This is a genomic window from Nonomuraea sp. NPDC049421, assembly GCF_040677005.1.
GTDB lineage: Bacteria > Actinomycetota > Actinomycetes > Streptosporangiales > Streptosporangiaceae > Nonomuraea > Nonomuraea salmonea.
In genome coordinates this window covers 144,071-158,503 of record NZ_JBFAQA010000021.1, presented here as the reverse complement: position 1 = coordinate 158,503, position 14,433 = coordinate 144,071, and the positions used below count along the sequence as shown (strand labels likewise).

The window sequence follows — 14,433 nt, the reverse complement described above, 5'->3', positions numbered from 1 at the left end:
GCTTTGATTGCGGTTTCCGTCCCGAGCATGCCCCCGAAGCTGTCACACTGGGTGGCACTATGCGAACTGGACGCCCACTCCTAGCCGCCGCCGCCCTCGCGATCGCCACCACCGGCGCCGCCTACGCCTTCGGCCCCGACGCCAAGCCGGGCAACGCGGCGAGCTCGAAGAAGACGGCCACCGCCGCCGCGCCCGCGGCCGCCTGCAAGCCCGACGCCCGCTATCCCAAGCGCGAGCTGCGCGGGGTGTGGATCGCCACGACGACCAACATCGACTGGCCGTCGAAGACCGGGCTGAGCAAGGCCAGGCAGCAGGCCGAATACGTGAAGATCCTCGACAGCGCCGCCGAGCGCAACTTCAACGCGGTCTTCGTGCAGGTGCGGCCCGCCTCCGACGCGCTCTACAAGTCCTCGCTTGAGCCCTGGTCGCAATACCTGACCGGCACCGCGGGCAAGGACCCCGGCTGGGACCCGCTGCCGTTCCTCATCGACGAGGCGCACAAGCGCGGCATGGAGTTCCACGCCTGGTTCAACCCCTACCGCGCCTCCTACGACGACAGCATCGCCAAGCTGCCCGCCGGGCACCCGGCGAAGAAGCACCCCGCCTGGACGGTCAAATACGGCGGCCGCCTCTACTACAACCCGGGCCTGCCCGCCGTGCGCGACCACGTGACCAAGGTCATCACCGACGTGGTCGGCCGCTACGACATCGACGGCGTGCACTTCGACGACTACTTCTACCCCTACCCGGTGGCGGGCGCGACGTTCGACGACGCCGCCGCGTTCAAGAAGTACGGCAAGGGCCAGAAGCTCGCCGACTGGCGGCGGGGCAACGTCGACAAGCTCGTCGAGCAGGTCGACTCGGCCGTGCACAAGGCGAAGAGCCACATCAAGTTCGGCATCAGCCCGTTCGGCATCTGGCGTAACACCTCCAACGACCCCAGCGGGTCCAAGACGTCCGGCATGTCGGCCTACGACGCGATCTACGCCGACGCCCGCTCCTGGATCAAGTCCGGCACCGTCGACTACGTCCTGCCGCAGCTCTACTGGCCGCGCGGGCACAAGGCGGCCGACTACCGCACGCTGGTGCGCTGGTGGTCCGACGCGGTCAAGGGCAGCGACGTTCAGCTCTGGATCGGTCAGGGCCTCTACCGCGTCGGCACCAAGGACGACAGGGCCTGGACCAAGGCCGGCGAGCTGCCCGCCCAGATCGGCCTCAACCGCGACAGCAAGCAGGTCAGCGGCGCCGTCTACTTCAGCGCCAAGCAGCTGCTGACCAACCCGCTCGGCGCGATGGACCGGGTCGCCAAGACCCACTACAGCCGTCCGGCGCTGCAGCCGCTGATGAAGGAGCGCGGCGGTCAGGCTCCCGCCGCGCCCGCGGGCGTCAAGGCGTCCGGCGCGCAGCTGTCGTGGAAGCCGTCCGACGGCGCCCGCGCCTACGCCGTCTACCAGGTGCCGAAGTCCGGCAAGGACTGCCGCACCACCGACGCGCGCAACCTGGTGGCCGTGGTGAGCGACCCCTCCTACGCGGCCAAGTCGGCCGGCACCTACCTGGTGACCGCGCTCGACCGGCTGCACAACGAGAGCAAGGCGGTCAAGGTGAAGGTGGACGCGACCTGAGGCTTCGCCTGCCGAGCCGTTGAGGGCCGGTCCCCGTGACGGGGACCGGCCCTTTCGCTGTTCCCCCGCGTACGGGAGTGGCGCGTGAGAGGGTGGTCACGTCCTGTGACGCGGCCGGGACCGTAGCCGTGCCACAGTGCCTCAGCAGACGAGCGCGGGAGGTCATCGGCGTGCGGCGGGCTTTGGTCGTACTGGCCGTTCTGGCCGGTCAGGTGCTGGCCGCCCAGGCGGCGTCCGCCACCGGGCCGCCTGCCGGGCGGGTGGCGCTCATCGGGGTGCCGGGGCTGCACTGGAACGACCTCACCCCGGACGACACGCCCAACCTGTGGGAGCTGGCCAGGACGAGCGCCATCGGCTCGCTGTCGGTCCGTACGGTCGGCAGCGTCACCTGCCCCTACGACGGCTGGCTGACGGTCTCGGCGGGCACCAGGTCCGCCAGCGGCTACGCGTGCGGCGCGCCCCCGCCCCCGCTCCCGCAGGCCGCCGGTGAGGGCGCCGTCATCCCCGGCTACCGCTACCTCATCGACGTGGCGGGCCAGCGGGCCGCCGGCACGCTCGGCGAGACGCTCAGGACGGCCGGTCGGTGCTCGATCGCGATCGGGCCGGGCGCCGCGCTGGCCCTGGCCGACCGGCACGGCACGGTGGCCCGTTACCACGACTCCCCGCTCCGCGTCGGCACCGCGGACCTGGCACGCTGCCCCCTGGTCGCGATGGACGTCGACGACCTCATCCGCCCCTACCTGACCGGCGAGGGCGCTGGAGCGGGCTCAGCGGCGGAGGCGGTGGCGGGGACCGGCGCAGGACGCGGCGCAGGGGCGGGGGCAGAGACCAGCGCAGGAGGCGGCACAGGGGCCGGCGCAGGGGCCGGCGCAGGGGGCGGCGCAGGGGGCGGCGCAGGGGGCGGCGCAGGGGGCGGCGGTGCGGGCGGTGAGGAGGGCCGGCTGCCCCGGGTGCCGGACAAGCTGTCCGCCGCCGAGCGGCGGGACGCGCTGCAGCTCGCCGATGCCAAGGCGGGCGCCCTGCTGTCGGTGCTGCCGGCCGGCACGACGGTGCTGCTGGCCGGGCTGTCCGACCACGGGTCCGTGCCGCACCTGCGGGTGGCCGCGATGCGCGCGCCGGGCGCGGAGGGGCACCTGCTGGGTGCGGCCTCCACCCACCGCGAGGACATCTCGATCCTCACCGACCTGACCGCCACCGTGCTGAGCGAGCTGGGCGTGCCGGTGCCCGCCACGGTCGTGGGCACGCCGCTGCGCGTCGGCCCCGCCGGCGCCACGATCGCGGACCTGCGCAGGGACGACGCCACCGCCCAGTCCGTCAGGTCCGTCAAGGGCGTCTACTTCACCGTGGTGGCCGTGCTGCAGGTGACGTTCTACCTGGCGGCGTTCCTGCTGCTGCGCCGCAACAGGGGCCTGTCGCCGGTACGCGTGGCCGCCGTCGTGCTGGCCGCCCTGCCCGTCTCCAGCTACCTGGTCAACCTGCTGCCGTGGACGGGCCTGCCGCAGCTCGTCGGTGGCGTGCTGGCGTGGGCGGCGGCGGTGACGGCGGTGGCGTTCGCCGGCCCGTGGCGGCGCAGGCCGCTCGGCCCGCCGGCCGTGGTGGCGGGGGTGACCGCGCTGACGCTCGCCGGCGACCTGCTGACCGGCACCACCCTGCAGCTCAACAGCGTCATGGGGTACGGCGCCGACGTCGGAGCCCGCTACTACGGGCTGGGCAACATCCCGTTCGCGCTGCTGGCGACCGGCACGCTGCTGGCCGGCACCGTCGTCGCGCACCGCTGGCCGGGCCGGGCGGGCGTCGGCGCGATCGTCGCGCTGGGCGCGTTCGCGATGGTGCTGGGCGGCTCGGGGCTGGGCAGCGACTTCGGCGGCGTGATCGCGTTCGTGCCCGGCATCGCGGTGACCGCGCTCATCCTGTCCGGCCGCCGGGTCTCCCTGGTGAAGCTGGGCGCCTTCTGCGCGGCCGGCGGCGTGATCGTGATGGGCTTCGCCTGGCTCAACCACCTGCGGCCGCCGGGCGAGCAGTCGCACCTCGGCAGGTTCGTGGGGCAGGTGCTGACCGGGGAGGCGGTCGACGTCATCTGGCGCAAGCTGCACGCCATGCTGGCCACCCTGCTCAGCCCGAACCTGATGCCGACCGTGATCGCCGCCGCGGCGTTCCTCGTCTACGCGATCCTGCGGCCCGGGCAGGCGTCGGCGGGTGTGGTGCCGGCCGCGTTCGAGCACTCCCCCGCGTTGCGCGCCGGCCTCATCGGCACGCTCGTCAGCGGCGTCGTCGGCATGCTGGTCAACGACTCCGGCGCGGCGGTGCTGTCGATGGCGCTCGCGCTGGCCGTACCGCTGCTGCTGGCCACCGGCATCGGCGCCCTGCCCGCGGCCGGGCGGTCGCGCCCGTCAGTCCCAGGCGTCGGCGAGCAGCTGGCGGGTGTCGCGAAGTAGCTGCGGCAGCACCTTCGTCTGCGCGACGACCGGCATGAAGTTGGTGTCGCCGCCCCAGCGGGGCACGACGTGCTGGTGCAGGTGCGCCGCGATGCCGGCGCCCGCGACGTGGCCGAGGTTCATGCCGACGTTGAAGCCCTGCGCGCCGCTCGCCTTGCGCAGCGCCCGCAGCGAGCGCTGCGTGAAGTCGCCCAGTTCCGCCACCTCCGCCGCGTCCAGCTCGTCGTAGTCGGACACGTGACGGTAGGGCACCACCATCAGATGGCCCGAGTTGTACGGGTAGAGGTTGAGCACGGCGTACACCACCTGCCCGCGCTTGACGATCAGGCCCTCCTCGTCGGTCATCTTCGGGATGGCGTCGAACGGGCACCCGTCGCCGGGCCCGGTGCCGGTCGGTTTGTTCTCGCCCTTGATGTAGGCCATCCGATGCGGGGTCCACAGCCGTTCGAAGTTGTCGGGGGACCCTGCCCCTGCCTGATCGTGCATATCTAGCAGCATAGGACCCCGGACAAACCGGGTCTTCTTCCGGCACAATCCTGTGCACCCCCTAACAGGAGGACGCGATGAGTGAAGCCCTGGCCGAACAGGCGGCCGATCAGGCGGCCGAGCAGACCGCCCCGCCCGCCGACCCACCCTCCGAAGGCTCCCGAGGCGGCGAGCCGTCGTACATCGAGGCGCCGACCGCCGATGCCGCCGTCAAGGGGCGCATCAAGGTGGCAGACGAGGTCGTGGAGAAGGTCGCCGCGCTGGCCGCCCTGGAGGTGCCGGGCGTCGCCGACCTGGGCGGGGATCTGGTCCGGGCCTTCGAGTCCGTACGCGACCGCATCGGCATCGGCTCCCGCCGCAGCAACCAGGGCGTCAGCGCGCAGATCCAGGACCGACAGGTGGCGGTCAGCCTGACGATCGTGGTCGAGTACGGTCACGTGGTCATGGACGTCGCCTCCGAGGTCAAGACGAACGTGGCGCGGACCGTCAGCCGGATGCTCGGCATGCGCGTGACCGAGGTCAACGTCACGGTGGACGACGTCCGCCTCCCCGGCGAGGGCCGCCCCGCTCCCCGCGAGGCCCCCGAGGACGACGCCTCCTCGGAGTCCTGACGCCCTCCCGGCGGGCGGCTGCCAGGATGGCGGGTATGACCGATCAGCTTGAACCCATGCCCGAGGACTGGCAGCGCGCCCTGGCCATCGTGGCGCACCCCGACGACCTCGAATACGGCTGCGCGGCGGCGGTGGCGACCTGGACCGACGCGGGGCGGGAGGTCGCGTACGTGATGGTGACCAGGGGCGAGGCGGGCATCGACACGCTCGCCCCCGCCGAGGCGGGGCCGCTGCGGGAGCGCGAGGAGCGGGCGAGCGCGGCGGTCGTCGGCGTCAGCAGCGTGGAGTTCCTCGACCACGCCGACGGGGTGATCGAGTACGGCACCCGGCTCCGGCGCGACCTCGCCGCCGCCATCCGCCGGCACCGTCCCGAACTCGTCATCACGCTGAACTTCGACGACACCTGGGGCGGCACGATCTGGAACACCCCCGACCACCGCGCCGTCGGCCGCGCCACGATGGACGCCGTCGGCGACGCCGGCAACCGCTGGATCTTCCCCGACGCGGGCCCCGAGCCCTGGAACGGCGTCCGCTGGATCGCCGTGGCAGGCTCCGACACCCCCACCCACGCCGTGGACGTCACCCAGGGCCTGGAGCGCGGCGTCCACTCCCTCACCGAACACCGCACCTACATCGAAGCCCTCCAGCCCGGCACCGACCCGGAGAAATACGCCCGCGACTTCCTCGAAGGCTCGGCGCACGACGAGGCCGCCCGCTTCGGCGGAAGGCCCGCCGTCACTTTCCGCCTCTACCCCCGCTGAGGCTCCCGGCAAAGGGGGCATGCCCAGAGAGCACCCGCCGGGCACCCTGTCCTCCCTTGAAAAGCCTCAGTCCCTCTCTGGGAGGGAGGCTGAGGCTTCGGCGGGGTCAGGCCTGGATGCGGCGCACCTCAGCCTCCCTCTGGGAGGGAGGCTGAGGCCTCGGCGGGGTCAGACCTGGATGCGGCGCTCCACGGCGCTGACGATCTCGGCGATGGCGTCTTCGATCGGGACGCCGTTCTTCTGCTCGCCGCTGCGGTAGCGGAACGAGACGGCGCCGTTGGCGATGTCGTCGTCGCCGGCCAGGAGCATGAACGGCACCTTGGCCTTCTGCGCGTTACGGATCTTCTTCTGCATGCGGTCGTCGGCCGCGTCGACCTCGACCCGGACGCCGCCGGCGCGCAGCCGCTTGGCGACGTCGTGCAGGTAGGGGACGTGGGCCTCGGCGATCGGGATGCCGACCACCTGGACCGGGGCGAGCCAGGGCGGGAAGGCGCCGGCGTAGTGCTCGGTGAGCACGCCCAGGAAGCGCTCGACGGAGCCGAACAGCGCCCGGTGGATCATCACCGGGGTCTGCCGGGAGCCGTCGGCGGCCTGGTATTCGAGGCCGAAGCGCTTGGGCTGGTTGAGGTCGAGCTGGATGGTGGACAGCTGCCAGGTGCGGCCGATGGCGTCCTTGGCCTGGACGGAGATCTTGGGGCCGTAGAAGGCCGCGCCGCCCGGGTCGTCGACGAGCTCGAGGCCGGACTCGGTGGCCACCTGGCGCAGCGCGTCGGTGGCCTCCTGCCACTCGGCCGGGTCGCCGATGAACTTCTCGGAGTCGTCGCGGGTGGACAGCTCGAGGTAGAAGTCGTTGAGCCCGAAGTCACGCAGCACGCTCAGCACGAACCGCAGCAGCGACTTGATCTCGTCGGCCATCTGCTCGCGGGTGGTGTAGATGTGGGCGTCGTCCTGCGTCATGCCGCGCACGCGGGTGAGGCCGTGGACGACGCCGGACTTCTCGTAGCGGTAGACCGAGCCGAACTCGCACAGCCGCAGCGGCAGCTCGCGGTAGGAGCGCCCGCGCGCCCTGAAGATCAGGTTGTGCATCGGGCAGTTCATCGGCTTGACGCGGTATTCGGTGCCCTCGAGCTCGAAGGCGGGGAACATGTCGTCGGCGTACCACGGCAGGTGGCCGGAGGTCTCGAACAGCGACGACTTGGTGATGTGGGGCGTGTTGACGAACTCGTAGCCCGCCTCGGCCTGCCGCCTGCGCATGTAGTCTTCCATCTCCTTGCGGATGATCCCGCCCTTGGGATGGAAGATCGGCAGGCCGCTGCCCAGCTCGGGTGGGAAGCTGAACAGGTCGAGCTCGGCGCCCAGCTTGCGGTGGTCGCGCTTTTCGGCCTCTTCGAGCAGCTTGAGGTATTCGTCCTGCTTGTCGCGGGACTCCCACGCGGTGCCGTAGATGCGCTGCAGCTGCGGGTTCTTCTCGCTGCCCCGCCAGTAGGCGCCGCCGGAGCGCATGAGCTTGAACGCCGGGATGGACCGGGTGGAGGGCACGTGGGGCCCGCGGCACAGGTCCTTCCAGCGCAGGTCGCCGCTCTTGGGGTCGAGGTTGTCGTAGATGGTGAGCTGACCTGCCCCCACCTCGACCGACTCCTCCTGGTCGGCGCCGCCCTTGAGCCCGATCAGCTCCAGCTTGTAGGGCTCGGCCGCCAGCTCGGCCCGCGCCTCGTCGTCGGAGACGGGCCGGCGGGAGAACAGTTGCCCCTGCTTGACGATCTCGCGCATGCGCTTCTCGATGCGCTTGAGGTCGTCGGGGTTGAACGCCTGGGCGACGTCGAAGTCGTAGTAGAAGCCGTTGTCGACGGGCGGCCCGATGCCCAGCTTGGCCTCGGGGAACAGCTCCTGCACCGCCTGCGCCATGACGTGGGCGGTGGAGTGGCGGACGATGGACCGGCCGATCTCGCTGGAGACCTCGACGGGCTCGACCGCGTCGCCGTCGGACAGCGGATGGGCGAGGTCGCGGGGCTCGCCGTTGACCAGGGCGGCGATGACGGTGCGGCCGTCGGCCTCGAGCGCCTCACCGGCCGTCGTGCCGGCCGCGACCACACGCTCGGCTCCGGCGAGGGTGATGCGTAGCTCGGCTGACACGGTGACTCCTCGTGGATCGCGCTCGATGCCCGGCACCGAGGCAGGGTTCGGTGATGAGAACACCGATGCTATCGCGGGTGAAACCCCAGCTTTGTCAGCTCCTGCCGTGATCCGTGGAAGACGTTGCGGTCGACGGGGCTGCTGGCGTACTGGTGAATGGTCCAGTCGCGCCAGGGCCTGGGCACCGACGGACGGCCGCGGGGGCTGTGCGGGCTGGCGATCCACAGGGGGTATTCGGCCAGCCCGGCGCAGTGTCCGCCGCGCGCGAACGCGTTGAAGGTGTAGATGAACGGCCGCACTCCGCCGTGCCGTTCGACGTAGTGGCACCAGCGGCGCGCGAAGCGGGCCACCCGCTCGGGCCGCGCGCCGTCGTTGGTCTCCAGGTCGAGCGCGACCAGGTCGCCGCGGCGGAACCCGCCGGCCGACTGGATCACCCGCAGGAAGTGGCGGGCCTGCTCGATGGGGTCGCCCTTGGGCCTGGCGAAGTGGTACGCGCCGCAGACGATCCAGCTCTCCCGCATGCCGTTCCAGTTGCGGGCGAACCACTTGTCGGTGAAGTCGCCGCCCTCGCTCGCCTTGGCGAAGGCGAAGGCGACCCCGGCCTCGGCATGACCTGCCCAGTCGACGGTGCCCTGCCAGTTGGACACATCAATGCCATGTAGCACGCTCTTCACCTTGTCGGATCTTATGGGGACGCCGGGCGCTCAGCCCTTCGCCGCGCCGGTCAGCAGGTCGAGTGTGCGCTGCCGGCCGGCGAACGGCGAGGCCACGAAGTCGGTCACCCCGGCCTGCCTGAGCTGGTCGAGCCTGGCGAGCACGGTGTCCTCGTCGCCGACGACGGCGACGTCGCCGGGAGTCGCCGCGCCCTCCCTGTCGAGCATGGCACGGTAGCTGGGCAGCGTCCCGTACACCGAGAAGATCTCGTTGGCGCGGGCGACGGCGCCCTCGGGGTCGTCGGTGACGCTGATGGGCAGCGAGCAGACGATGCGCGGCTCGGGACGGCCGGCCTCGGCCGCGGCGGCCCTGATGGTCGGCGCGATGTGCTCGGCGATCGTCTTCGGCCCCGTCATCCAGAGCACGGTGCCGTCGGCGACGGTGCCGGCGAGCTTCAGCATGCGGGGGCCCAGCGCGGCCACGAGCACGGGCAGGCCCGCGCCCGGCGTGCCGAGCTTCAGCTCGGCCTTGAGCGTCTCGCCCTGGTACGACACCTTCTCGCCGCGCGAGAGCGGCAGCAGGATGTCCAAGTACTCCTTCATGTGCCTGCCGGGCCGCTCGAAGCTGTAGCCGTAGACGCCCTCGATGACGACCTGGTGCGACAGGCCGATGCCGAGCGTGAACCGGCCGCCGAGCGCGGCGTTGGCGGTCATGGCCTGCTGGGCGAGCACGGCCGGGTGGCGCGGGTACGTGGGCACGACCGCGGTGCCGAGCTCCAGAGGCGGGGCCTGCACGCCGGCCGCGGTCAGGGCGGTGATGGCGTCGAGGCCGAAGATGTTGGACAGCCAGGCCGAGGTGAAGCCGCGCTCGGCGGCGCCGGCGATCTGGTCGCGCAGGCCGGTGATGGGGTCACCGTCTTTGGCGGACTCCGGGAGCAGGATGCCGTATCGCATGGAACAGAACTCCGTTCTAGTGGCTGAGGCGAATGTATCTCCCCACGCCGCCACGCGGTCACCCGCCGGGCCGCTCCCCGTTTGTAAAGTGACCTACATGACCCACGAACGCGCAGGACAGCCCGCCCGGCCCTCCGATCTGGTCGACGTCGCCAGGCTGGTGACGTCCTATTACGCGCTGCATCCCGACGCCGGCGAGGTGGGGCAGCGGGTCGCGTTCGGCACCTCGGGGCACCGGGGCTCGTCGCTGAGGACGGCCTTCAACGAGGACCACATCCTGGCCACCAGCCAGGCGATCTGCGAATACCGGCGCGACCAGGGCACCGACGGCCCCTTGTTCCTGGGCATCGACACCCACGCGCTCTCGGAGCCGGCGCGGGTGTCGGCCCTTGAGGTGTTCGCGGCCAACGGCGTCGACGTGCTGATCGACTCGCGCGACGGCTACACGCCGACGCCCGCCGTCTCCCACGCCATCCTTCGCCACAACCAGGGCCGCACGAGCGGCCTGGCCGACGGCGTGGTGGTGACGCCGTCGCACAACCCGCCGGGCGACGGCGGGTTCAAGTACAACCCGCCGCACGGCGGCCCGGCCGGCACCGAGGCCACCTCCTGGATCCAGGACCGCGCCAACCAGCTGCTGCAGGACGGTCTCAAGGGCGTGCGCCGGGTCCCCTACGCCACGGCGCTGCAGCGGGCGGGCCGCTACGACTTCCTCGGCACGTACGCCGACGACCTGCCGAGCGTCGTCGACCTCGACGCGATCAGGTCGGCCGGAGTGCGCATCGGGGCCGACCCGCTGGGCGGGGCGAGCGTCGCCTACTGGGGGGAGATCGCCGAGCGGCACGGGCTGTCGCTGACCGTGGTCAATCCGCTGGTCGATCCGACGTGGCGGTTCATGACGCTCGACTGGGACGGCAAGATCCGCATGGACTGCTCGTCGCCGTACGCGATGGCCTCCCTCATCTCCGCGCGCGACACCTACGACGTCGCCACCGGCAACGACGCCGACGCCGACCGGCACGGCATCGTCACCCCCGACGGCGGCCTGATGAACCCCAACCACTACCTCGCCGTCGCCATCTCCTACCTCTACGCCCACCGCGACGGCTGGCCCGCCGACGCCGGCGTGGGCAAGACGATGGTGAGCAGCGGCATCATCGACCGCGTGGCGCAGTCGCTGGGGCGGCGGCTGTACGAGGTGCCGGTCGGCTTCAAGTGGTTCGTGCCCGGACTGCTCGACGGGTCGCTCGGGTTCGGCGGCGAGGAGAGCGCGGGTGCGTCGTTCCTGCGGCGCGACGGCTCCGTGTGGACGACCGACAAGGACGGCATCATCCTCGCCCTGCTGGCCTCCGAGATCCTCGCCGTCACCGGCGAGTCGCCGAGCGCCCACTACCGGAAGCTGACCGAGCGGTTCGGCGAGCCCGCGTACGCACGTGTCGACGCGCCCGCCACCCGCGAGGAGAAGGCCGTGCTCGGCAAGCTGTCGGCCGCGCAGGTGACGGCCACGTCGCTGGCCGGCGAGCCGATCACGGCGGTGCGGACGTCGGCGCCCGGCAACGACGCCGCGCTCGGCGGCGTGAAGGTCTCGACGGAGAACGCCTGGTTCGCGGCCCGGCCGTCGGGCACCGAGGACGTCTACAAGATCTACGCCGAGTCCTTCAAGGGCCCCGACCACCTCGCCAAGGTCCAGGAGGAGGCCCGCTCCCTGGTCTCCGCCGCCCTCGCCTGAGCGGCCCGCCGCCCGAATGCCCGCCGGGCGGTCAGTAGCCGAGGTGGCGGCCGCCGTCGCCGACCAACACCTCGCCCGTCACCAGGTCCGCTTCCAGCAGGGACGTGACCATCTGGGCGATGTGGTCGGGCTGGGCGGTGCGGCGGAGCGGGGCCTTCAGCTCCTCCTTGGCCGCCATCTCCGAGAACACCTGCTCCCCCACCCGGTCGATGTGCCAGCGGGTGGCCACGAGGCCGGGCGCGACGGCGTTCACCCTGACCTCGGGCCCGAGCGCCACCGCCAGGTCGCGGGTGAGGTGGATGAGCGCCGCCTTGCTCACCCCGTACGCGATGGACGAGCCCGTGGCCTGCAGCCCCGCGATGGAGGCGACGTTGACGACGGCGCCCCGCGACGCGCGCAGGGCGGGGGCGAAGGCGCGGGCGCAGTAGAACGGCCCCATGAGGTTGACGCCGAGCAGCCGCCGCCACACTTCGTCGGTCAGCCCCTCCAGGTCGGGGAACGGCACCCAGGTGGTGGTGCCCGCGTTGCACACCAGTGCGTCCACCCGCCCGTGGTCGGCGAGCACGCGCTCGGCCATCCGGCGTACGGCGGCGTCGTCGGACACGTCGGCCGCCACCGCCGACGCCTTGCAGCCCATGCTCTCCAGCCGCGAGACGGTGGCGCGGGCCTCGTCGGCCGAGCGGGAGTAGTTGACGACCACCGCCGCCGCGCCCTTGGCGGCCAGCCGCTCCGCCACCGCCGCGCCGATGCCGGTGCCGCCGCCGGTGATCACGGCGACGCTGCCGTTGATGTCCATGCCGGTCACTCCTTGAGTGGGTCGAAGGCCGCGATGTCGATGTCCTTGGATTCGTGCGAGGCGGCGGTCAGGAGGTCGCGGGCGAGGGTGCGGAGGTGGTCGGCGGCGAGGACACGTACGGATGCGTTCACGGTGACCGGTCTCGCTTCGGCAGGACTGCGTTCCGTGTGCGCGCTTATGCCCGAATCGCCAGGGGGTCAAACGGCCGTCCGGAAAGGGCTTACCGCCCGAGTTCGGGGGCCGTGGCGGTGCTCATGCCCGTACGTCCGAGGTCGGCCCTGCGGCCCGCGGCGACGCCCGCGCGGTAGCCGGTGCCGCTGGTCCGCGGGACGCTCATCCGGACGTGCGGATAGTGCCCGGCGACCACCCGATCGACCTCCGCCCTGCGGTCGGCCAGGACGATCGCGGTACCGGTGGGAGCCGCCTCGGCCGCCGCCTGCTTCTCGGCCGCGCACAGCAGCCGGTAGACCTCGTCGGTGAAGCCGAGCAGCCAGGATCGCCGGTAGGCGCGGACGGCGCCGGCCGGCGGCTCGGTCCTGGCCAGGCCGGAGGCCATCTGCAGCAGCAGCGAGGTGGCGAGCACGTCGGCCCGCTCCAGGTCGGCGGCGAAGCCGAACACGTGCACCCGCTGCCCGCCGTCGCCGCGCCCGATGAGCAGCGGCCGGCAGCGTACGGCCTGCGCCACCAGGCTCACCAGCCTGGCCTTCTCCCTGGCCCACGGGGGCGGCAGGGTGACGATGCGGTCGGCGGGCGTCTGGCGGGTGCCGGCGGGCGGCAGCGAGTCGATGCCGTGCTTGGCCATCAGCGCCGACGCGGCGGCCATGAACGTGGCCCGCTCGTGCTCGTTGTCGGTGCGCTCGGCCTTGGCCAGCAGCTTCCTGACGCGGTCGAGCGTGCGCTCCCGCAACCGAGGCCCCCTCCCGTGCCCGCCTGTCTGCGGGAACGATGCTAGCCGGGGCTAGGACTTGCTCGTCAGGACCCGCCCGTCGTCGGCGATGGCGGGGAAGGCGCCGGTGTCCACGATGCCGTGCTGCTGGTAGAGCGCCTCGATGAGGGCGTGCGCGCGGGGCTCCAGCTTCCACAGGGCGCGGTACTCGCGCGCGGCGGCCAGCGAGATGCCGATCTCCTGGGCGATGTCCACCGTGCGCGGGACGATGCCCTTGGCGATCTGCCGGTCCCAGAACTCGCGGGCGGCCCGCATGAGGGCGGCGCGCTCGGCGGTGCTGACCACCTGCGGGGTGGCGTCGAGCACGGTGACGTCCTCGTCCTCCTCGCGGACCAGCTCGACCAGGGCCGGTGACAGCGCGGGTCGGGCGGGCACGGGGTGCTGCTCGGCGTCCTGCTCCCAGGGCACGCGGGGGTCGGCGTCGATGAGCGCGGAGGTGTTGTAGAGCGCGGCGATCTGCGCCAGCAGGGCCTCCTGGCGCTGGGGGTCCACGGCCAGCCCGGTGTGCTCGACGGCCTGGTCCATCGCCTTGTCGAGCTTGGCGAGCGCGACGCGCATCTTGCGCTCGGACGCGCCGCCCTCGCGCAGCGCCTTGGCCTTCTTGGCGGCCAGCGCGACCCTGGTCAGGCGGCGGTGGGCGTCGACCTCGCTGGCGGTGCGGTCGCTGACCTCGGCCAGGCCCATCCTGACCATCAGCCGCTCGGGGGTGAGCCGCCAGTTGATGCGGCCGGTGCCGCGGATGCGGTGGCGCTCGATGGCCATGCCGCGCTCCCACAGCCAGGCGGCCACGAGCGGGGCGGCGAGGCGGAAGACGGCCTCGGGCAGGCTGCGCGCGTCCATGCTGGACAGCACGGCGGTCAGACAGGTCAGAGCCCACACGGCGATGCCGTCGATGCCGGCGGAGAAGTTCTCGCGCATGTTGCGGCGGGCGCGTACGGCGCTGGTGATGATCGCGACCTCGATGAACGCGAACAGCAGTAACCGCAGCGGGCCGTCGAGCCCCAGCACGTCGCCGGAGAAGCGCCACATGCCCTGCGCGGACACGCCGGTGGCGATGGACGCGGCCACGATGGTCAGCACGTCCTCGATGGGGCGCGGGGCGACGTACCTGGACCACAACCAGGCGACGACGCGCCAGACGACCCTGAGCACCAGGAAGGCCAGGACCAGCCCGGCCAGGCTCAGCAGCGCGATGACGGCGGTGGCGAGCGGCTTCTCGGTGATGAAGGCTGTTATTTCCTCAAATGTCGGCATCTGTCACTATCCGTGAGGGCTCAAACTCCGGCTCTATGCGACGAGATCATCGC

At 72.1% G+C, this 14,433-nt stretch carries 13 protein-coding genes; 5 read left to right on the top strand and 8 right to left on the bottom strand.

Annotated elements, in window-relative coordinates:
• The first annotated feature begins 59 nt into the window (after positions 1–59).
• Entirely contained in the window at positions 60–1,622 is a 1,563-nt protein-coding gene (locus tag AB0K18_RS31745) for a family 10 glycosylhydrolase (RefSeq protein WP_364921592.1), read from the top strand.
• Between the two features lie 170 nt (positions 1,623–1,792).
• On the top strand, positions 1,793–4,057 hold the full coding sequence (locus AB0K18_RS31740; RefSeq protein ID WP_364921590.1) for a hypothetical protein: 2,265 nt from the start codon (positions 1,793–1,795) through the stop codon (positions 4,055–4,057).
• On the opposite strand, the gene AB0K18_RS31735 is transcribed toward AB0K18_RS31740, so the two are convergent.
• Entirely contained in the window at positions 4,013–4,543 is a 531-nt protein-coding gene (locus tag AB0K18_RS31735) for an HIT domain-containing protein (RefSeq protein WP_364373654.1), read from the bottom strand. The genes AB0K18_RS31740 and AB0K18_RS31735 overlap by 45 nt on opposite strands.
• Positions 4,544–4,620: 77 nt before the next feature.
• Here AB0K18_RS31735 and AB0K18_RS31730 point away from each other — a divergent pair, with 77 nt between their 5' ends.
• Entirely contained in the window at positions 4,621–5,154 is a 534-nt protein-coding gene (locus AB0K18_RS31730) for an Asp23/Gls24 family envelope stress response protein (RefSeq protein ID WP_364921587.1), read from the top strand.
• Positions 5,155–5,189: 35 nt separating this feature from the next.
• Positions 5,190–5,915: a PIG-L deacetylase family protein gene (locus AB0K18_RS31725; protein WP_364921585.1), complete on the top strand. Its 726-nt coding sequence runs from the start codon at positions 5,190–5,192 to the stop codon at positions 5,913–5,915.
• 168 nt (positions 5,916–6,083) lie between these two features.
• Here the strand turns inward: AB0K18_RS31725 and thrS are convergent, their stop codons facing one another.
• The 3 genes from thrS to AB0K18_RS31710 are packed head-to-tail and all read right to left on the bottom strand — an operon-like array spanning position 6,084 to position 9,655.
• A complete protein-coding gene (gene thrS / locus AB0K18_RS31720; RefSeq protein WP_364921676.1) occupies positions 6,084–8,075 on the bottom strand; it encodes a threonine--tRNA ligase in 1,992 nt (663 codons plus the stop codon).
• Between the two features lie 41 nt (positions 8,076–8,116).
• The gene (locus tag AB0K18_RS31715; protein WP_355414336.1) at positions 8,117–8,713 is read right to left on the bottom strand and encodes a GH25 family lysozyme; all 597 of its coding nucleotides are present in this window, start codon (positions 8,711–8,713) and stop codon (positions 8,117–8,119) included.
• A gap of 39 nt (positions 8,714–8,752) precedes the next feature.
• Positions 8,753–9,655 (bottom strand): LLM class F420-dependent oxidoreductase, encoded by a 903-nt coding sequence (locus AB0K18_RS31710; protein ID WP_364921580.1) that lies wholly within the window; start codon positions 9,653–9,655, stop codon positions 8,753–8,755.
• Between the two features lie 97 nt (positions 9,656–9,752).
• Between AB0K18_RS31710 and pgm the strand changes: the two genes are divergently transcribed.
• Complete coding sequence (gene pgm / locus AB0K18_RS31705; RefSeq protein ID WP_364921577.1) at positions 9,753–11,384, top strand: phosphoglucomutase (alpha-D-glucose-1,6-bisphosphate-dependent); 1,632 nt, start codon at positions 9,753–9,755, stop codon at positions 11,382–11,384.
• Between the two features lie 31 nt (positions 11,385–11,415).
• Here pgm and AB0K18_RS31700 read toward each other — a convergent pair whose 3' ends face one another.
• From AB0K18_RS31700 to AB0K18_RS31685, 4 genes are all read right to left on the bottom strand, one after another.
• A complete protein-coding gene (locus AB0K18_RS31700) occupies positions 11,416–12,180 on the bottom strand; it encodes an SDR family oxidoreductase (RefSeq protein ID WP_364921574.1) in 765 nt (254 codons plus the stop codon).
• 5 nt (positions 12,181–12,185) lie between these two features.
• Complete coding sequence (locus AB0K18_RS31695) at positions 12,186–12,311, bottom strand: hypothetical protein (protein ID WP_364921571.1); 126 nt, start codon at positions 12,309–12,311, stop codon at positions 12,186–12,188.
• A gap of 89 nt (positions 12,312–12,400) precedes the next feature.
• On the bottom strand, positions 12,401–13,087 hold the full coding sequence (locus tag AB0K18_RS31690) for a DUF2786 domain-containing protein (protein ID WP_364921568.1): 687 nt from the start codon (positions 13,085–13,087) through the stop codon (positions 12,401–12,403).
• Positions 13,088–13,138: 51 nt separating this feature from the next.
• Complete coding sequence (locus tag AB0K18_RS31685) at positions 13,139–14,380, bottom strand: hypothetical protein (RefSeq protein WP_364921565.1); 1,242 nt, start codon at positions 14,378–14,380, stop codon at positions 13,139–13,141.
• Between the last annotated feature and the right edge of the window lie 53 nt (positions 14,381–14,433).

Bases quoted from the DNA above. Each gene is read 5' to 3' on its own strand.
- AB0K18_RS31745 (WP_364921592.1), top strand. From the start codon at position 60: ATGCGAACTGGACGCCCACTCCTAGCCGCCGCCGCCCTCGCGATCGCC.
- AB0K18_RS31735 (WP_364373654.1), bottom strand. From the start codon at position 4,543: ATGCACGATCAGGCAGGGGCAGGGTCCCCCGACAACTTCGAACGGCTG.
- AB0K18_RS31730 (WP_364921587.1), top strand. From the start codon at position 4,621: ATGAGTGAAGCCCTGGCCGAACAGGCGGCCGATCAGGCGGCCGAGCAG.
- AB0K18_RS31725 (WP_364921585.1), top strand. From the start codon at position 5,190: ATGACCGATCAGCTTGAACCCATGCCCGAGGACTGGCAGCGCGCCCTG.
- AB0K18_RS31710 (WP_364921580.1), bottom strand. From the start codon at position 9,655: ATGCGATACGGCATCCTGCTCCCGGAGTCCGCCAAAGACGGTGACCCC.
- pgm (WP_364921577.1), top strand. From the start codon at position 9,753: ATGACCCACGAACGCGCAGGACAGCCCGCCCGGCCCTCCGATCTGGTC.
- AB0K18_RS31700 (WP_364921574.1), bottom strand. From the start codon at position 12,180: ATGGACATCAACGGCAGCGTCGCCGTGATCACCGGCGGCGGCACCGGC.
- AB0K18_RS31685 (WP_364921565.1), bottom strand. From the start codon at position 14,380: ATGCCGACATTTGAGGAAATAACAGCCTTCATCACCGAGAAGCCGCTC.